Below are 18369 nucleotides of genomic sequence, written 5' to 3' on the forward strand. Positions count from 1 at the left end.
ACTACCGGCCCCTGTCCCGACCCTGATCCTCCAGGAACATGCGCCGAGCGCCCAGATCGTACACGTCGCCAGGGTCGAGCCAACGGAGCGGAATCAGCGACAGCGGATCGGTCGCGTCGTACACCGCGACCCGGTTCCCGAGCACTTCGGCGAAATCGCGCGTGACGAGGATCGCCGACCCCTCTGACAGACCGACCCCCAGCAAATGTGGGTATTGTTGCAAGACGTGGATGAGGTTGTTTTCGCGGCCGCGCGTGAGAAGGTGCTGGTCGATCGCGACGTTCCGCAGGAAGCCGAAGCCGATATCCTTGTCGGGCGCCATCACGAGCTCGGTGTCCTCCGAGCCACGAACCAGATACGACGCGAGCGCCGATGCGCCGGCGGAGTTGCCACCTATCACCCCGCCGCGTTCGAGGACTGCCCGAAGTTCCCGATGCGTCTCCGTCTGCAAATACACATCAACGAGGCGGAACTGGCGGCCCCCAGAAAACCACACTCCGGTCGCCTCCTTGAGCGGAGCCGCGAAGGCCGCGAGGTTGGCGACAGAACGGCTGCGCGTATGCAGGACCTCGAGTTGCTCGGCACCAGCCTTGTGAAGCTCCTCGATCGCGGTCCAGCCGTCGTGAGAGCCGTACCGGGCGCCTGCCGTGGGTATGAGAACGATCTTGGCGTCTGATCCGCCCGCGAGCTTGACGAAGCGCTCGTAGATTGACGCGTCGAGTACCCCACCGCCCGCAGCGATGATCGCGCCGTGCTTCGGCCCGACGCACGGACGCTCGCAAGCCTGTGAGGCCGCGTCACCCGCGGTCGCGGCGAGTAGCAGGCCGGCGATCAGCGCGGGTAGGGTTCGTCCAGAGGTACTAGAGGTACGGATTCTCGCCCGAGGCATGATCTGTTATGTCGTGCACGGCGGTCAGCTCTGGGACTGCCTCCCTCAGCATGCGCTCGACACCTTGCCGCAGCGTCGCGAGGGAGAGCGCGCAACCCTGGCATCCACCGCTCATCTCGACCGAGATCTCCGTGTCATGGACATCGATCAGGGAGATCAGGCCTCCGTGGGCAGCGATTGCCGGGTTCACGTTGTTGTCGAGAACCTCGCGTACCCGATCCGCGATCTCTCCGGTCGGAGGCGTCGCCGGGCGTGCAGTCGTGGCCTCGGCTCCGTCGGCCGGCGCCGCGTCACGCGTGCGGACCTCGAAACCGCTCTCGTTCACTCGTTGCACGTAGTCGACCGTGGCTCCGTCGAGTCGCTCGATCGCCGTCTCGTGCACGAGGACCGAAAAGTCACCGAGGTCCACCTCTCGCTCGTCTTCAGTGCGCTCTTGGAGCGCGACCAGAGTCAGGTCGAACTTTGGTTCTGCCTGGGGGTCGCCGTCCCGAAGCGAGATACGTAGCGCTTCCAACTCGCCCTCGCTCTTGCCGAGGAACGAGAGAACTTCTTCGCGAGCGCGATCTGTAAACGTGATCATGCGAATCGTGCTGTGGGTGACTTCTACGAATCCGACACAACTGCTACCCCCACGCCGCTCCGTGGGTTTCTACCCCCTTCAGGCCGTTGATCGCCCAGAGGGCCACGGATACCTTTCACGGCTCGACTCCCGACGACGAAACCCCGCGAAACTAAAGGGGATTCATGGCCAAACCCGACCTCATGGACAAGGTCGTATCGCTGTGCAAACGGCGGGGCTTTGTCTTCCAATCCTCGGAGATCTACGGCGGCACCGGGTCTGTGTGGGACTACGGTTCGCTCGGCGTCGAGCTCAAGCGGAACGTGAAAGAGCTCTGGTGGTCGTCGATGGTCCACCAGCGCGACGACATCGAGGGCATGGACGCCGCCATCTTGATGAATCCGAAAGTTTGGGAGGCGTCAGGTCACGTGGAGGGCTTTTCGGACCCGCTGGTGGAGTGCACGAACTGCCACCACCGCTTCCTCGCTGATCTGCCGGAGGTCGAGGGTGGACAGTGCCCGACGTGCGGCTCGAAGGACACCTTCACCGAGCCCCGCATGTTCAACCTCATGTTCAAGACGTTCATGGGGCCCGTGGAGGACTCCTCCGCGACGATCTACATCCGTCCGGAGACCGCCCAGGGCGCCTACGTGAACTTCCTGAACGTTCAGGGAACGGCGCGCCAGAAGGTGCCATTTGGAATCGCGCAGATCGGCAAGGCGTTCCGCAACGAGATCACACCTGGGAACTTCATCTTCCGCACGCGTGAGTTCGAGCAGGCCGAGATGCAGTTCTTCGTAAAGCCGGGCGACGACGAGTCGTGGTTCGATCAGTGGATGGAGATCCGCATGCAGTGGCACAGGGATCTCGGAATCGACGAAACGAAGCTGCGTTTTCGCGAGCACGGCCCTGACGAGCTCGCCCACTACGCCAAGAAGGCGTTCGACATCGAATACGAGTTTCCGTTCGGATGGAAGGAGTTCGAGGGTATCCACAACCGTACGGACTTCGATCTGGCCCGGCATCAGGAGTACTCGGGCAAGCGGCTCGAGTACATCGATGCGCCCACGAACGAACGGTTCCTTCCGTACGTCGTCGAGACGGCCATGGGGGTCGACCGCACCGTACTCGTCCTGCTCGTCGACGCGTACAGGGAGGAAGACGTCGCTGGCGACAAGCGCGTAGTGCTGGGGCTGCACCCCAAGGTCGCACCCACGAAGGTTGCGGTCTTTCCGCTCGTGAAGAAGGACGGCATGCCCGAGATCTCACAGAAGCTGCAGGCCGATCTACGCGCGGCGGCGATCCCCTCCTTCCATGACCAGTCCGGGGCGATCGGGCGGCGGTACCGCCGGCAGGACGAGGTCGGGACGCCCTGGTGCATCACGGTCGATGGTGAGACTGCCGAGCAGAACTCCGTGACCATCCGTGACCGCGACTCGCTCGAGCAGGTGCGGGTGGGGACCGACAAGGTGGTCGAGTGGATCCGGGAGCGACTACTCTGATAGACGTCGTCATCTAGAGGAGTCGCTCGTGGCCTCGAAGCCCGAAGTCTTCAGTTCGCGGTGGGGAATGTTGCTCGCCATGCTCGGCATGGCGATCGGTACGGGTAACATCTGGCGTTTCCCGCGCATCGCCGCGAGCAACGGGGGCGGTTCGTTCTTGGTCGCGTGGGTCGTCTTCCTGCTCCTGTGGTCGGTGCCCCTGCTCATCCTCGAGTTCGGGATGGGGAAGGGCACGCGCAAAGGGCCGATCGGCGCGTTCGTGAAGACACTGGGGCCGAAGTTCGCCTGGATGGGCGCGTTCATCGCGTTCGTCGCCACGGCGATCATGTTCTACTACAGTGTCGTGATGGGGTGGACGATCCGCTTCTTCGTCGGCACCCTGACCGGTGAGGTGCCCGGCGCGACGCCGAGCGCGTTCTGGGACTCCTTCCACTCGACCCCGGGTGCGCTCGTCACGCACGTCATCGCGATGGCGTTGGGGGTCTTCGTGGTCTCGAAGGGCGTGAGGGGGATCGAAACCGCGGCCAAGGTCCTGATCCCGAGTCTCATCGTCTTGATCATCGTGCTCGCCGTCCGCGCGGTCACGCTGCCCGGAGCGAGCGCAGGGCTCGCCTTTCTCTTTACACCCGATTGGGCCGCGCTCGGCAACTATGAGATCTGGATCCAAGCGCTCACGCAAAACGCTTGGGATACCGGCGCGGGGTGGGGTCTGGTGCTCACGTACGCGGTGTACATGCGAGCGAACGAAGACACCGCGCTCAATGCCTTCGTGATCGGCTTTGGCAACAACGCGATGTCACTACTCGCGGGAATCATGGTGCTGTGCACCGTCTTTTCGGTCATGCCCGAGGCCGCGAACGAGATCGTCGGAGCGGGGAACGAAGGCCTGACGTTCATCTGGGTGCCCCAGCTCTTCGCGCAGATTCCTGGCGGACGCTTCTTCCAGGCGCTCTTCTTTCTCGCCCTCGTCTTCGCGGCGTGGACGAGCCTGGTCGCGATGATCGAGCTCGCGAGCCGAGTCCTGATGGATCTGGGCATGACGCGCGGGCGCGCGATCGGCATCGTGGGAACCGCGGGCGTGCTCTTCGGCATACCGAGCGCGCTCAAGCTCGAAGTCTTCCAGAACCAGGACTGGGTGTGGGGCGTTGCGCTCATGCTCTCCGGCTTCTTCTTCGCGTTCGCGGTGCTGCGCTACGGTGTGACCAAGTGGCGGGAGACCTTCATCAACCACGAAGGCTCGGATATCCACATCGGGGCCTGGTGGGACTGGGCGATGCGCTTGGTCGCGGTGGAAGCCGTCGTGCTCGCGGTCTGGTGGCTCTGGGGAGCGCGCACCGACGATTTTCGTGAGACTTGGACGCTGTTCAGCCCCTATAACGTCGGCTCGGTACTGATCCAATTCGCGATCGTGCTCGTCGCGGTCGTCCTAGCGAACAACTGGCTGGCCGGCCGGGTGCAGGAGCACCGTACGACGCACGACGAGGCCTGATCAGGCCACCGTCGAATTCGAGCATGGAGTTTGAGCATGGAGTTCGAGGCGTTCGAGGCTGCGGCGCGCGCCGCCTACCAAGAGATTCCCGACGCGTTCAAGGAAGGCGTCGGCGGGCTCGTGGTGACCCGCGAAGCGTTGGCCCACCCCGAGCACCCCGACGTCTTCACCCTTGGGCACTGCCTGACCGAAGATCACCCCTCGGACTACGGAAGTCCGGACACCACGCGCTCCGTCATCGCACTCTATTGGGGCTCGTTTCGTCAACTGGCGAGGCGCGATCCTAGCTTCGATTGGGACGAAGAGTTGTGGGAGACACTCACCCACGAGCTGCGCCACCATCTCGAGTCGCTGGCCGGTGAGGCCGACCTCGAGGGCGTCGACTACGCCGCCGACGAGACGTTCAAGCGGGACGAGGGGCTCGACTTCGATCCCTGGTACTACCAACAGGGGGAGGCGGTGGCTCCCGGCATCTTCCGCGTAGAGAACCGTTGGTACCTCGAGCAGTCCTGGACCTCCGGAGCTTTCGAACGCGCGACCCACCTCGACTTCGAATGGCACGGGATCGCTCTACGCGTTCGTCGGCCCGACACACTCGGCGACGTGCATTTTGTGTGGATCCATGGTGTCGAGCTAGAGCACGCGACGCTCGAGCTCGTGTTATTGCGAAACCGCACCTGGTGGGAAGATGTGAAGCGGCTGGCTGGAGCCTCACGACCGGTCGTATACGAATCCGAGGCCGAGGCGGAACCCGCCACCGGCGCGGGGTAGGGGGCTGCCATGACGCTCCACGACCTTTACGCGCGCCTGACGCCGTACGAGATCGCGTTCCAGGACCGGGCCGCCCTGGAGGCGTTGATCGTCGAGATCGCGGAGGAGGCTGAGGCGCGCGGCGCTGATCCGTCGAGCCCACAGGCGTTCATCACGATGGGTTCGGTGGGTGCGTTCGTGCGGGAGCTACAGGGGCCCGACGCTCCGCCCGAGGCGATCCACCAGTACGGAGCTCTAGTATTCCAGGCAGTCCATTTCACCGCTGCCGATTGCCCGCTGTATCTGCTCGGCATCCACGCGTCTCGGTATCTCGTCGACGGGGTGCCGGACGGAGACCCGGTGCCTCCCACACCGGCGGGGTACCTGCAGCTACCTCAGCACCTCTTTTGGACCGTCGGCGGCGAGGCGGATCCAGCCGAATCGATCGACGGCATGTTCTGGATGATGTCCGGGGCAGGGCTGCTTCACGTGCTGCTCGTCACCGGACTCCGTCCGGACCGTCCGGGATTCGGCACGATTTCCGTGCCCGAGGCCCCGGTCGAGGAAGCCGGGAAGTGGCTCGACACCGAGGCGCGGGAATCGGCGCCCGACTTCTCGAGCGAGCTGCCCGGAAGCGAGTTGGACGGCCTGTACGCCGTCGAGGCGGCGGGAGAGATCCTCAAGTTGCTCGCGCGCTTCTTCGCGTACGTCTCGGCGGTACCCGGTGCGCTCGAGTCCGTCGACGTACCTGTTCAGTGCGACGGTGTACCTTCTCCCTCTGCCCTCTCCCACGTCCGAGTGACGCTGCATGGCTAGAGAGTCGAAGAAGGCCAAGACCGCGCGCGCGGCCGAGGCGTTCGACCTGCTGACGGAAGAGTACCCGGAAGCGCACTGCGAGCTCGACTTCGTCGACCCCTTTCAGCTGGGCGTGGCGACGATTCTGTCCGCGCAGACGACCGACGTGCGCGTCAACATGGTCACTCCCGAACTGTTCAAGCGGTACCCCAGGGCGGAGGCGCTCGCCAACGCTGCAGAGGAAGACGTCGAGCAGATCGTGAAGTCGACCGGATTCTTCCGGAACAAGACCAAGAGCATAATCGGGTTTGCGCGGGGGCTCATGGCGGACCACGATGGCGGCGTACCGAAAACCATGGCGGAGCTCTCGGCGCTGCCCGGCGTCGGGCGAAAGACTGCAAACGTGATCCTCGGCAACGCCTTCGGAATCGACGAGGGAGTCGTGGTCGATACCCACGTGAAGCGGCTGTCGACACTGCTCCGCTTCACGGAGGAGAAGACGCCCGAGAAGGTCGAACAGGACCTGATGGCGCTCTTCCCGAGGGAACGCTGGAGGTTGCTGTCCCACCTGCTCATTTGGCACGGCCGCCGCGTCTGTGACGCGAAAAAGCCGAGGTGCGAGGCATGCACGCTGTCAGGATTGTGCCCTTCGTCACGAGTTTGAAGGCTCACCCGAACCGGTATCCACAATGCCCGACCGAGCACATGCCGTCGCCCTGCTGGAAGAGTGGGTCGGTAACGAGGGTCTGCGGAAGCACATGTACGCCGTCGAGGCCGCGGTTCGGCACTACGCTCGCCTTCGCGGAGGAGACGAGGAGATTTGGGGTCTCGCCGGCTTGCTGCACGACCTCGACTGGGAGAGGTATCCGGAGAACCACCCCGTCACCGCCGTCGACCACCTGCGGGAGGCGGGATATCCCGACAACGTATTGCAGGCGATCCTCTCACACCGGTCCGGCTCTACCGGGGTCGAGCCGACGAGTGAGCTGGACAAGGTCCTGCTCGCGTGCGATGAGCTCTCCGGTCTCGTGTACGCGTGCTGCCTCGTGCGCCCGAACGGCATCGACGACCTCAAGCCGAAGTCCGTGGCGAAGAAGCTGAAGGACAAGGCGTTCGCCGCCGGCGTGAGCCGGGACGAGGTCGCGCACGGGGTCGAGCTCATCGGCCTAGAGCGGAGCGAGCACATCCAGAACGTGATCGACGGCCTGCGTAGCATCGCGGAGCGACTCGAGATTCGTGCCGAAGACCGGGCCGGTTGAGGCTCCCTCCCGCTCGTCACACCGTTGGTGCAGGAACCGGCGTTTCCCGCGTCGTGTATCGAAAGCGACCCAACCACGCATTCGTTAGGATCCACATGCGCCTCGCGTCCTTCGTCCCAGCCACACTGATCGGGCTGTCCGCGGCGCTCTTCATGCCTGCGCAGAGGCTTCCGGCTCAGGACGTAGAGGCGTTGGGAGAGCGATACGGGACGGTCCCTCCAGCGGGCTATTTCGAAGAGCTTGCGGCCGACCCGGACGCGTTCCAGTTCCGTCGCGGGAGGACGGCCCGCCTGCGGGCCCGCATGGATGCAGAAGCCGCGCTCGATCCGGGTGTCCTGCGTGTGCTCGGTCCGCGGGACGGGCCCGTCCTGGGCACGTTCTTTATCCCGGTCGTGCTGGGGCTCTTCAGCGATTCTCCGGACTCGATCCGCTACGGACTCGACACCATCCAGGCCGCGTACTTCAGCGACGCGCCCGGCACCATCACCGATTTCTACGACGAGCTCTCCGGAGGACGCGCCGAAGTCGTCGGCGACGTCATGGACTGGACTCGCGCGTCGTTTACGCGTGTGCAGGCGACGGGCAGCGAAAGCGGGCTCACGGGCACCGCGGGTGCGTTCATCACGCAACTGCTCGTGCGTCTGAACGACGTGGACTGGGGCCTCTACGACAACGACGGGCCGGACGGCCTTCCCAACTCGGGTGACGATGATGGCTACGTCGATGCGCTCGCGGTCATACAGCCCACTGCAGGTGCCGAGTGCGGGGGTCTCGACCAGGATGACCGCATCTGGTCTCACCGTTGGAGTCTGAGCGCGGGGGGCCGCGCCTTCGTTACTACCGTGCCGGCATTCGGCGGCGACTTCATCCGCATCGACGACTACTTCATCCAGCCCCTGTTCGCGTGCAACGAGAGCGATTTGAGCCCGATCGGCGTCATCTCGCACGAAATGGGCCATGCGTTCGGACTGCCGGACCTGTACGACACCGAGTCGTCGGACGGGAGACACGCCGGCGCCGGCAACTGGGACCTCATGTCGTCCGGCTCGTATGGTTGCGATGATCAATCGCCGGAGAGCCCCTGCCACATGGGCGCTTGGACCAAGTCGATGCTCGGTTGGGTCGATGTCACGACGGTGCCGCTCGACTCGGACCTCAGTGTTCTGACACTGGAGCCCGTGGAAAGCGGAGGCACCATCTATCGCGTCGACGCGATCGACGGCTCGGGTGAGTACTTCCTGCTGGAGAATCGACAGCGGCTCGGGTACGACCAGTACCTGTACGGAGAGGGTCTTCTCGTGTGGCATATCGACCCGGATTGGGTATCGCAGCACTGGAGCGGGGTGAACGCATCTCAGCACAGGGGGGTCTGGCTCCGCCAGGCCGACGGACGGGACGATCTCGGCGTGCCGGGCGGTGGGCGCGGCGACAGCGGCGATCCGTTCCCCTACGTGGGTGACGAGACCGGCAAAGACGTCTTCCACGCCGCGTCCCGCCCGGCGGCCACGTCGTTCCTGGGTACGCCGACGGGGCTGACGTTGGTCGACATCGAGACCGTGGGTGACGAGGTCCGAATGAGGCTGTTGAACCGCTTCACAACGGTCACTCTGACGGCGGAAGGTGGGGACGGCTCAGGTGGACTGTTCACTGTGGATGGCGCGTCCCTTGAGCCCGAGAACGACTCCTTCACGTCCGCGCCGTTTGTCGTGCACACCGTGGAGGCCGCGCGAGGTCAGGAGATCGAAGTAGGAGTGCGGCGGGCATTCCGCGGCTGGGCGGACAGCCCCACGGCCGACAGCCGACGCGACTTCGTGATGCCGCTCGAGGACGTGGTTCTGGTCGCCCAGTACAGCGGGCGCCAGGTCGAGCTGGCGATCGAGCTCGTAGGCGGGGTCAACGGAGTCGCTCCGGGCGTCTTGACCACTCAGCCTGCGGCTCCGGACCTCTGGTTCGAGGAAGGAACGCAAGTGACCGTTGAGGCCGTCGCAACCACCGGGTTCGACTTCGTCGCGTGGACCGGGGCGTTCGGGGGGCAGTCGAACCCTGCGACCGTAGTCCTCGCGGCCCCCATCGCCGCTGCGGCGACATTCACGCTCACGTACACGATTCCCCCTACCACGGCCGACTTTCCCGCGGCGACGCGGGTCGACATCCAGTTCGAGGTCGAGAACGGGAACGATCCCATTACATGGGTTCGAGCGGGCGGCGAGCTCCCCGACGGTCTGACTCTGAACTCGCTGGGTCGACTCTCGGGTTCGGCACTCGAACTCGGCTCGTTTCATGTAGATGTGGTTGCCAGGGACGTACTCGGTCTCTTGGCCGAGGCGACGATCACACTGGAGGTCGGCGACCCGGGCATTTCCCTCTCCCAGCTCGTCTCACCGTTCTTGGGGGTCGGCGAGGAGCTCACGTCGCTTCAGGAGGACTTCCTGGACCATGTCGGGAATGGTTCCGGCAGCTACGACTTGGGCGATTTCCGGGCGTGGGTGCTCGCCAACCCCAGCCGATGAAGCGCGTCTCGCGTCTGCGGTGGGTCGCTGCGGTAGCGTTGATCGCGCTGACCGGGTGCGACTGGGGCCCGAAAGGCCCAGGTGTGATCAACGGGACGATCATCAGCCCTATCAACCTGGGGGCGGTTGTGCTCGAAGTTGAGGGGACGGGCATCCGAGGCTTCGTCGGGAATGGGGATACCCAGGCCTATGGATCGGTCGTGTCGAGCATTGGGGGGCGGCACCGGGTCGTGCTGGTGAGCCGCTCAGGGTCATCCATTCAGTTCGGGATCGAAGTGGAGGATCTCAGGTCGGAGCCGCCGATCGCGACCGTCGTGTACGCGGCCGGAGCGGACAACCTTCCCAAGCTGCTGGCGGGGATCCTGGTTCAACTGGAGGACTGAGCCTCTCCGCTTGCAGCCCCATCCCCCTCTAGCGACCTTACGCGGGCCGTTTCGCCGGACCCGCCACCCGGTGCGGCGGCCCCGCCAATCGCCGAGCAGAACCAACCTCCGAGGCCGCCCGCGGGGCGGAGGACCAGCCCATGACCGCATCCGCCTGGATCACGATGATCGTGGTGATGGTGTTCGTTTGGGGCGGCTTCTCCTGGGTGCTACTCACCGCCATCCGAAAGGAGTCCGGGAAGAGCGCGTGCCACGACGCGACGACCTAGAAACCATTCTCATCCTGGGCTCCGGGCCGATCATCATCGGTCAGGCCTGCGAGTTCGACTATTCGGGTACCCAGGCCGTGCGCGCCCTCAAGGAAGAGGGCTACCGCGTCGTGCTGGTAAATTCGAATCCAGCGACGATCATGACGGATCCGGACCTTGCGGATCGCACGTACATCGAGCCCATCACGGCGGAGTGGGTCGAGATGGTCATCGAGCGCGAGAAGCCTGACGCGCTGCTACCGACGATGGGTGGCCAGACCGCTCTCAACGTCGCGATGGATCTGCACCGGGCCGGGATCCTGGAGAAACATGGAGTCGAGTTGATCGGTGCGGACGAGCGCTCGATCGAGATGGCGGAGGACCGAGAGCTGTTTGCCAAGGCGATGCACCGCATCGGCCTCGAGGTCCCGACCGGAGGATTTGCGCGCACGATCGAAGAAGCTCTGGAGATCGTGGAGGGCACGGGGTACCCGGCGATCGTGCGGCCCTCGTACACGCTCGGTGGTACCGGCGGCGGCATCTCGTACAACCGCGAGGAGTTCCGCGAGCAGGTCCGTAAGGGACTCGACGCTTCCCCGATCAGAGAAGTGCTGATCGACCGCTCGGTCATTGGCTGGAAGGAGTACGAGCTCGAAGTCGTCCGGGACTCCATCGACAACGTCATCATCGTTTGTTCGATCGAGAATTTCGATCCTATGGGGGTGCACACGGGTGACTCGATCACGGTCGCGCCGGCGCAGACCCTCAGCGACGTCGAGTATCAGAGGATGCGCGACGCGTCGATCGCGATCATCCGGGAGATCGGCGTCGAGGCCGGCGGTTGTAACATCCAGTTTGCAGTAAACCCCGAGGACGGCGAGATGCTCGTCGTCGAGATGAACCCGCGCGTCTCACGATCGTCCGCACTCGCATCCAAGGCGACTGGATTTCCGATCGCACGCGTCGGTGCCAAACTCGCCGTTGGCTACCATCTGCACGAGCTGCCCAACGACATCACCAAGACGACACCGGCCTCGTTCGAGCCAGTGCTCGACTACGTGGTTGTAAAGCTGCCGCGATTCGCCTTCGAGAAGTTCCCCGAGGTGGACGACACTCTGGGTATCCAGATGAAGTCGGTGGGTGAGACGATGGCGATCGGCCGCACCTTCCGGAGCGCTTGGCAAAAGGGTTTCCGCGGGCTGGAGACGGGTCGCCACGGATGGGTCACTGGCCGGTGGCTCAAGGACGACGGGCTCGAGGCCGACGACCGCCAGGCGTTGCTACGCGCGATTCAGCGACCGACTCCGAACCGTCCATTTCAACTGAAGCGGGCCCTCGAGGCCGGTCTATCACCTGAGGACATCTTCGAAGCCACGAGGATCGATCCCTGGTTCATCGATCAGCTCGAGCAGATTCTCGAGTGGGAAGCGCGCTACCGGGACGCGGAAGAAGTCAGTCCGGAGCTGCTCCGGCGCATGAAGCGCGAGGGCTTCAGCGACCTTCAGTTGGCTGAGCTGCGCGGTGAGGAGGAAGCCGCCGTGCGTGCTCGACGTTGGGAGCTGGACATCCGGCCCACGTACAACGTGGTCGACACCTGCGCCGGTGAGTTCCCGGCGGCAACGCCGTACTACTACTCGTCGTACGAGGACGAGAGCGAGAGCGTGCCGTCGGAGCGCGAGAAGGTCGTCATCCTCGGTAGTGGACCGAACCGGATCGGGCAGGGCATCGAGTTCGACTACTGCTGCGTGCAGGCCGTGCTCGCGCTCAAAGAGGCCGGCTTCGAGACCATCATGATCAACTCGAATCCCGAGACCGTCTCCACGGACTTCGACATCAGTGACAAGCTGTACTTCGAGCCGCTCACGCTCGAGGACGTGCTCGAGATCCTTCACCTCGAGCAGCCGATGGGCGTCATCGTCCAACTCGGCGGTCAGACGCCGCTCAAACTGGCGCACGGCCTCGAAGAGCTCGGCGCACCGGTGCTCGGCACGTCGGTCGAGGCGATCGACCGGGCGGAAGACCGTGACCGCTTCAATGAGGTGTGCAGGAAGATCGGCGCGCGCACCCCGGCCAACGGCATCGCCAGGAGTGAGGAAGAGGCGCTTGCCGCGGCGCGCGAGATCGGCTTTCCGGTGCTCGTCCGGCCCAGCTACGTGCTCGGCGGGCGCGCGATGCGCATCATCTACGACGAGGAGTCACTCGGGCGGTACTTCGAAGAAGCCGCGCAGGCGTCCGAAGATCATCCGGTGCTCGTCGACTCCTTCCTCGAGGATGCCTTCGAAGCGGACGTCGACGCGCTCTGCGACGGCACCGACGTCGTCATCGGCGGAATCATGCAGCACATCGAGGACGCGGGCGTACACTCGGGTGACTCGGCGTGTGTGTTGCCCCCGTACCTGCTCTCGGGTCCGGTGCTCGAGGAGATCCGCGACCTGACGCGCAAGTTCGCTCTGGAGTTGGGTGTGGTGGGGTTGATGAACGTGCAATACGCGATCAAGGCCGACGTCGTCTACGTGCTCGAGGTGAACCCGCGGGCGTCTCGCACCGTTCCTTTCGTGAGCAAGGCGACCGGCGTGCCGCTCGCGCGCCTCGCCGCGCGCATCATGGCGGGCGAGAAGCTCGCGGACATGGACGTGCCGGAGGAGCCACCGGTGCCCGGCGTCGCGGTGAAGGAGGCTGTGTTCCCGTTCGATCGCTTCGACGTCGATGTGCTGCTAGGACCGGAGATGCGGTCGACGGGTGAGGTCATGGGCTTCGACGACTCGTTCGGAATGGCGTTCGCGAAAGCGCAGATCTCTGCGGGCAACCGTCTGCCGGAGTCAGGCCGGCTGATCGTTACCGTGAACGACGCCGACAAGGAAACCGTCACGCCGATCGTGCGCCGATTCCGCGACCTCGGCTTCGACATCATGGCGACAAAGGGCACGCGGGACTACCTGGCGCGGCTCGGTGTGCCCGCGGAGCGGGTCTTCAAGGTCGGAGAGGGTCGCCCCGACATCGTCGATCACATCGTGACCGGCGACGTCGCGTTGCTCATCAATACGCCGCTCGGCAAGCGGTCCCAGTACGACGACTACGCGATGCTCCGGGCTGCGATCACCTACAAGGTGCCGTACCTCACGACGATGTCCGCGACGTCGGCGGCGTGCGACGCGCTCATCGCGCTCAAGTCGCGCGTCCGAGAGGTCCGCTCGGTCCAGGAGCGTATCGCGTCCCTCAGGGCTGAGGTCGGCGCCGACTGACGTGAGCGCTGCCACGGGCTTCTTCCTGCATCCCGCGTCTCCCCTCCACGACACCGGCTGGAGGCACCCCGAGCATCAGGGTCGCCTCCGCGCCCTGGCGTCGACGGTCGGCAAGGACCTGCTCACGCTGCACGGCTCCGTGGAGCAGATGCAGGCGGGGGAAGCGTCCATGGAGGACCTGCTGCGCGTGCACACCCAAGAGCAGGTAGAGCTGGTGCGTGACGCGTGCCGGATGGCCCAGGAGTCGGAGAAGATCGTCTCCGTCGACTCGGACACGAAGGTTTCTTCGGCGTCGTGGGACGCGGCGGTCGGCAGCGCGGGCGCCGCGGTCGCAGCGGCGCATGCGGTGGTCGAAGGCACGATCCGAAACGCCTTCGTCGCGACGCGACCTCCGGGCCACCACGCGACGCCCGATCGGGCGATGGGCTTCTGCCTCTTCAACAACATCGCGGTTACTGCGCGCTGGTTGCAGGCGCATGGCCACGCGGAGCGAGTGCTGATCCTCGACTGGGACGTGCATCACGGGAACGGCACGCACGATGCGTTCTACGAAGACGCGTCGGTCTTCTTCGTCTCACTGCACCAGTGGCCGCACTATCCGGGTACGGGGTCGGCCGAGCAGACCGGCATGGGCGCGGGGGTCGGGTACACGCTGAATGTGCCGCTGGCTGCCGGTACGCCGGCCGCGGAGTACCGTGTGCACTTCGAACGCGCGGTTGACGAGGCGCTCAGCCGCTTCGAGCCCGACTTCGTGCTCGTTTCGTGCGGATTCGACGCCATGGCGGGCGACCCACTCGGAGACCTGCGGCTCGAACCGTCCGATCTCTACGACATGACGCGCTTCACTCTCGAGGTGGCGGCCGCTGGGTGTGATGGGCGCGTCGTGGCGCTGCTGGAGGGTGGCTACGACCCGAAGCGGCTCGGTGAGGGAGTCGTGGCCGTGATTCGGGCGCTCGCGGGGTTGGAGGCGCCGTAGGCGTCGTCGACGCTAGCGTATGTACAACTTCGCCTGTGCGCTCGGGAACGAACCCGGACAGCCTGTGCTTGCGCTCTCGTGGTAGACCATCAGCTCGGTCGGCGACACGACCTTGAGATAGAGGACCGTGCCGTCCTTGAAGTAGCAGTGTTCGGCAGTGATGTCGGCCGGCAAGGTGAACGTCGCGTCCCCAAAGTTGATCCATAGCCCGCTTCCGATCCCGCCCATGCGTACCTGGCCATCGTCGAGCGTGGCCGCGATGGCCATCCGGCTGCCATAGTCGCCCTCCGCGCCGGAGTCGAGGAACCAAGCGCCGCTGGCCGTCCCGACCACATCCTGCGAAGCACCCCTGCAGTCTGCACCAGGGACGACCGTGCCTCCGGCTGTCCCGAACAGGGCGTAGTACTCCTGGCGGAGAGGATCCGTGAAGTAGTCGTACGGGCAGTCGGAGTTGAGGTCTCGCCACGCGTACTCGTAGCGGGCGTTGTTGCCGAACGTGTTCACGTGCTCGGTGTTATACACGCCGAAGTCCCAGCGACCACTGGAGGGCACGCCTGTCGTGTATCCGAGCAACTCGCCCGCCTGAAACAGAGGCGGGTCCTCGAAGTCATCCCCTGTGCGGGTATCGGCCGAGGGCGTATCCGCAAACATGGACTTGATCGAATCGGTCGGGCTCACGAAGTGACCCAGAATGAACATCACCTCGCAACTCACGCGGAAGTACAGGGAGTACTGGCTCAATCCGTCGCTCTGATAGTGGACGCCGTTGATGAGATGCGCATCGACCGGCGCATAGACGGGCACGTTGGCTGGCACCGTGTTACCGAGATAGGAGTGACTCGAGATGTGGTCCCCGGAGACCGAGCCTGGCGGTATGACGACGTCCAGCTGACTCAGATCGGTAATGTGCTGCGTGAAAACTGGCTTCGGATTCGAAACACACACGGCCGTGGCCGTGATGGTTACCGTGTCCGGATCACTCGTCACCTGCTGATCGCTGACCACCAATCGCACCGCGTACGCTCCCACCAAGTCCGGCGTGAAGCGTGGGTTGCCGCTCGTGGTGTCCGAAAGCACCACGACACTTCCCTTCGGAACCGAGGCGAAAGTCCAGGAAAAGCCGAGGGGATCGCCGTCCGGATCGGAGCTGGCGCTACCGTCGAGCCGCACTTCAGCCCCCACGTCGAACGTCAGATCGGCGCCAGCATTCGCCACCGGCGGATTATTGGGCCGGAGGGCGAGTACGGCCACGGTATCTGGCGCGCTGGTCAGCCGGCCGTCGTCGACGGAGAGCGTGATCAAGTACTGACCAGCGAGATCGGCCGTAAAGGACGGTGCGCTGGAAGTCGAGTCCTGGAGCGCTGCAGCGCTCCCCTCCGGACGCGTCCGTATCGACCAGAGATACGCCAAGCTGGATCCGTCCGCGTCAGATGAACCGCTACCATCGAGGCCGACGGTGGCCCCCGCTGTCACCTCCTGATCGGGCCCGGCGACCGCCACCGGCAGCTCGTTCTCAACGGGCGAGACTTCGGGCTCCGTGCCCGGCGATCCGCCGCACGCCGTTGAGCTGGCAGCCAGGACGATCACAACGGAAGCAAGCGGTACCTTCCGGCAGCGCATCGGGAGCCCTCCCTGGGAAACCGGCAAGGATCACTTTCTTTGGCGGATTTGGTCCAGCGAAAGCGTGTGGGGTCTTGGTAGTCCCGGGGCCCCTACGCGTCCCCCGGAGTCTCCGCCGAATGGTCGAACCCGTCGGTGGCGAAGGCCATGAACGCCAAAACCCCGATGCTGATGATCCCCCAGTTCAGCCCGAGCACGACCCCGAGATCCACGATCCCGCGCCACGGCTGAGGCATCCGGCGAACGGCCATCACCAAGCCCACGATGCCGACGGTCAGCAGGATCGACCGGATCTTTACGCTGCGGGTGGCGTGGAAGTACCCCATGCAGAAGAACGGTGCAAAGAGCGAGCGGACTGCGTGCGGGCGCTCGGTCAGGTACTTGGCCCGGGCAGCCACGCGCGGAGAGAAGGACCTCTGAAAGCCGAGGTATCCCTCAAAGACGGCCATGAGGACCACCCACACCACCAGGAAGCCCCACTGTAGCATGTCGAGGGGATAGTCGAAGGTCCGAACGGCGCTGGGGGTCAGCCGGTAGACGGCGCTGCCGAGGAGGAGGCCGACGCCGGCGAGGCCCCATGCAGCCCCCAGCCTTCCCACAACGCTCAGGGCGTGCTCAAGTAGCACCACGGTCAGACGAAGTCCGTGAAGACTTCGAAGACTCTAGTGGTCATCCGGCTTGGCCCGAAAACGAACTCCGTCCAACCCCTCGAAGTCCGAGTCCTGCGTCCACAACACAGCTTCATGCGCCCTCGCGGTGGCCATGATGATGCTGTCGGCCAGAGGCAGCTTGTGCTCGACTCCGATCTCGGCCGCCTGAAGCGCTAGAGCTCGATCCAGATCTACGACGTGACCCTGCTGCATCCCGGCCACGGCTCTGAGCGCATCGTCCGGTCCCTGATGTCGAAGAAGGTGTCGGTAGACTTCGAGGAGTGTGATGGTGGGTACCTCAAGTTCGGCCACGTTCTCGATCGTACGGGAGAAGAACCGGGTGTTCGGGCCGCCGTTGAAGTACTCGATCCAGCCCGGGGAGTCGACGACGTTCACAGCCGGTCGGGCTCGCGTTCGAGGTCAGGCACGACGCCGTTCAAGAACCCCCGGAGATTCCTGAGGGGCTCGACCGGGATGAGCTCGACCCGCTCTCCCACGGCGAACGCCTGGACCTTCTGTCCCGGGCGGATTCCAAGCGCCTCTCGCACATCCTTCGGAATGACCACCTGGTACTTGGGAGAGACGGTGACGACAGTCATAGTATGTACTCCTGATCGATCGCTAACGCGTCATACGACATGCCTAAGGATACTCGATGTGGTATGGATGTACAGGTGGCTCAGGACCTTCGGTCGCCTCGAGCCCTTCACTCCGCCCGGATCCTCCGGTGGGGGCGCCAGCTCGGTGCGGCCGTCCAACTGCTGAGCGCTCGGAGCTCGGCGCCGCCCTGTGCGTTGCCCCCGGCGCCCCGCCCCCTACCTTTCCCGCCATGCCGCCAACCGATGCTGGGACGGCCGGGTACGCCCCGACCGTTCCCTCCATGCTCGATCTGGTCCGGTTGAGTCCCCGCCTTCTCTTTCCTCCCGGGGGTGTCGACCTATACCGGCAGATCGCCCTACTCACTGAGATGGGCGAGGACGACGAGGTCCTCGATGTCGCATGCGGCAAGGGCGTCTCGCTCGAACTCACCATCGGGGCGGACGGAACGCTCGAGCTCACGAAAGTCCTTGGCGGATCTTTAAGCCAGCACAACCGGGCCGCGAAGGGGCGTTTCAAGAGCCTGAGAAGCGACGCCTTTGGCAAAGCCGCGGGCCTGATCGCCGAGGTCAACGCGATCAATGAGACTGAGAGGACCTATTCCGTCGTCAAGCCTTCTACCGAGCGGTCGTCCGCGCCGGTCGAACCGACCGAGGCCGACAAAGCCCTCGCCAAGCAGTTCGGCGACATCCTCAAGCAGAAGGCCAAAGGCGAAAAGATCGCGGCTGACAAGGCAGCGCTAGAGGTCGAAGCAACCGCCAAAGACCCCAAGCCGGAACCAGAGCCGATACAGACTGACGATATCCCGCCATTGGCACCGGGCACGCCTCGAAGAAACCGACGTTACGTTATTCGCGAACCTCGCGGGCGGCACAGACGCTGCGGCTGTCGAGCGAGACC

18 protein-coding genes are annotated in these 18369 nt (G+C 64.7%); 12 read left to right on the plus strand and 6 right to left on the minus strand.

Going from position 1 to position 18369, the window contains the following annotated elements:
• Position 1: 1 nt before the first annotated feature.
• Positions 2–889 (minus strand): cyanophycinase, encoded by an 888-nt coding sequence (locus IIB36_18665; protein ID MCH7533764.1) that lies wholly within the window; start codon positions 887–889, stop codon positions 2–4.
• The gene (locus IIB36_18670) at positions 861–1469 is read right to left on the minus strand and encodes a NifU family protein (protein ID MCH7533765.1); all 609 of its coding nucleotides are present in this window, start codon (positions 1467–1469) and stop codon (positions 861–863) included. Before IIB36_18670 ends, IIB36_18665 begins: the two co-directional genes overlap by 29 nt.
• A 164-nt stretch (positions 1470–1633) precedes the next feature.
• Between IIB36_18670 and IIB36_18675 the strand changes: the two genes are divergently transcribed.
• The 11 genes from IIB36_18675 (at position 1634) to IIB36_18725 (ending at position 14602) form a co-directional block, all read left to right on the plus strand.
• A complete protein-coding gene (locus tag IIB36_18675; protein MCH7533766.1) occupies positions 1634–2950 on the plus strand; it encodes a glycine--tRNA ligase in 1317 nt (438 codons plus the stop codon).
• 67 nt (positions 2951–3017) lie between these two features.
• Positions 3018–4439, plus strand: a complete 1422-nt coding sequence (locus tag IIB36_18680; GenBank protein ID MCH7533767.1) for a sodium-dependent transporter — start codon at positions 3018–3020, stop codon at positions 4437–4439.
• Positions 4440–4475: 36 nt separating this feature from the next.
• Positions 4476–5210 (plus strand): metallopeptidase family protein, encoded by a 735-nt coding sequence (locus tag IIB36_18685; GenBank protein ID MCH7533768.1) that lies wholly within the window; start codon positions 4476–4478, stop codon positions 5208–5210.
• A gap of 9 nt (positions 5211–5219) precedes the next feature.
• Positions 5220–6005, plus strand: a complete 786-nt coding sequence (locus IIB36_18690) for a hypothetical protein (GenBank protein ID MCH7533769.1) — start codon at positions 5220–5222, stop codon at positions 6003–6005.
• A complete protein-coding gene (nth, locus tag IIB36_18695) occupies positions 5998–6648 on the plus strand; it encodes an endonuclease III (GenBank protein MCH7533770.1) in 651 nt (216 codons plus the stop codon). Before IIB36_18690 ends, nth begins: the two co-directional genes overlap by 8 nt.
• A 25-nt stretch (positions 6649–6673) precedes the next feature.
• Complete coding sequence (locus IIB36_18700; GenBank protein MCH7533771.1) at positions 6674–7243, plus strand: HD domain-containing protein; 570 nt, start codon at positions 6674–6676, stop codon at positions 7241–7243.
• A 95-nt stretch (positions 7244–7338) separates the two neighbouring features.
• Positions 7339–9753, plus strand: coding sequence for a M6 family metalloprotease domain-containing protein (locus IIB36_18705; protein ID MCH7533772.1), 2415 nt, complete (start codon positions 7339–7341; stop codon positions 9751–9753).
• Positions 9750–10136 carry a hypothetical protein gene (locus IIB36_18710; protein MCH7533773.1) on the plus strand — a complete coding sequence of 129 codons (387 nt, stop codon included), beginning with the start codon at positions 9750–9752 and terminating at the stop codon, positions 10134–10136. Before IIB36_18705 ends, IIB36_18710 begins: the two co-directional genes overlap by 4 nt.
• Positions 10137–10276: 140 nt before the next feature.
• Positions 10277–10405 (plus strand): MetS family NSS transporter small subunit, encoded by a 129-nt coding sequence (locus IIB36_18715; protein ID MCH7533774.1) that lies wholly within the window; start codon positions 10277–10279, stop codon positions 10403–10405.
• Positions 10384–13626: a carbamoyl-phosphate synthase large subunit gene (gene carB, locus IIB36_18720; GenBank protein MCH7533775.1), complete on the plus strand. Its 3243-nt coding sequence runs from the start codon at positions 10384–10386 to the stop codon at positions 13624–13626. Before IIB36_18715 ends, carB begins: the two co-directional genes overlap by 22 nt.
• Position 13627: 1 nt before the next feature.
• Positions 13628–14602 (plus strand): histone deacetylase, encoded by a 975-nt coding sequence (locus tag IIB36_18725; GenBank protein ID MCH7533776.1) that lies wholly within the window; start codon positions 13628–13630, stop codon positions 14600–14602.
• Between the two features lie 12 nt (positions 14603–14614).
• On the opposite strand, the gene IIB36_18730 is transcribed toward IIB36_18725, so the two are convergent.
• The 4 genes from IIB36_18730 to IIB36_18745 form a co-directional block, all read right to left on the minus strand.
• Positions 14615–16222, minus strand: a complete 1608-nt coding sequence (locus IIB36_18730) for a PKD domain-containing protein (GenBank protein ID MCH7533777.1) — start codon at positions 16220–16222, stop codon at positions 14615–14617.
• Between the two features lie 92 nt (positions 16223–16314).
• Positions 16315–16821, minus strand: coding sequence for a hypothetical protein (locus IIB36_18735; GenBank protein ID MCH7533778.1), 507 nt, complete (start codon positions 16819–16821; stop codon positions 16315–16317).
• A gap of 63 nt (positions 16822–16884) precedes the next feature.
• A complete protein-coding gene (locus IIB36_18740; GenBank protein MCH7533779.1) occupies positions 16885–17268 on the minus strand; it encodes a type II toxin-antitoxin system VapC family toxin in 384 nt (127 codons plus the stop codon).
• On the minus strand, positions 17265–17471 hold the full coding sequence (locus IIB36_18745; protein ID MCH7533780.1) for an AbrB/MazE/SpoVT family DNA-binding domain-containing protein: 207 nt from the start codon (positions 17469–17471) through the stop codon (positions 17265–17267). Before IIB36_18745 ends, IIB36_18740 begins: the two co-directional genes overlap by 4 nt.
• 281 nt (positions 17472–17752) lie before the next feature.
• On the opposite strand from IIB36_18745, the gene IIB36_18750 reads away from it, so the two are divergent.
• Positions 17753–18369: hypothetical protein (locus IIB36_18750; protein ID MCH7533781.1), on the plus strand; the 617-nt coding region annotated here is incomplete at its 3' end.

The organism is Gemmatimonadota bacterium, assembly GCA_022560615.1.
Taxonomy (GTDB): Bacteria; Gemmatimonadota; Gemmatimonadetes; order Longimicrobiales; family Gaopeijiaceae; genus UBA1138.

Coding starts and splice junctions, on each gene's coding strand:
- IIB36_18665 (MCH7533764.1), bottom strand. CDS start 889: ATGCCTCGGGCGAGAATCCGTACCTCTAGTACCTCTGGACGAACCCTA.
- IIB36_18675 (MCH7533766.1), top strand. CDS start 1,634: ATGGCCAAACCCGACCTCATGGACAAGGTCGTATCGCTGTGCAAACGG.
- IIB36_18670 (MCH7533765.1), bottom strand. CDS start 1,469: ATGATCACGTTTACAGATCGCGCTCGCGAAGAAGTTCTCTCGTTCCTC.
- IIB36_18685 (MCH7533768.1), top strand. CDS start 4,476: ATGGAGTTCGAGGCGTTCGAGGCTGCGGCGCGCGCCGCCTACCAAGAG.
- IIB36_18705 (MCH7533772.1), top strand. CDS start 7,339: ATGCGCCTCGCGTCCTTCGTCCCAGCCACACTGATCGGGCTGTCCGCG.
- nth (MCH7533770.1), top strand. CDS start 5,998: ATGGCTAGAGAGTCGAAGAAGGCCAAGACCGCGCGCGCGGCCGAGGCG.
- IIB36_18710 (MCH7533773.1), top strand. CDS start 9,750: ATGAAGCGCGTCTCGCGTCTGCGGTGGGTCGCTGCGGTAGCGTTGATC.
- IIB36_18700 (MCH7533771.1), top strand. CDS start 6,674: ATGCCCGACCGAGCACATGCCGTCGCCCTGCTGGAAGAGTGGGTCGGT.
- IIB36_18690 (MCH7533769.1), top strand. CDS start 5,220: ATGACGCTCCACGACCTTTACGCGCGCCTGACGCCGTACGAGATCGCG.
- IIB36_18745 (MCH7533780.1), bottom strand. CDS start 17,471: ATGACTGTCGTCACCGTCTCTCCCAAGTACCAGGTGGTCATTCCGAAG.
- IIB36_18715 (MCH7533774.1), top strand. CDS start 10,277: ATGACCGCATCCGCCTGGATCACGATGATCGTGGTGATGGTGTTCGTT.
- IIB36_18730 (MCH7533777.1), bottom strand. CDS start 16,222: ATGCGCTGCCGGAAGGTACCGCTTGCTTCCGTTGTGATCGTCCTGGCT.
- IIB36_18680 (MCH7533767.1), top strand. CDS start 3,018: ATGTTGCTCGCCATGCTCGGCATGGCGATCGGTACGGGTAACATCTGG.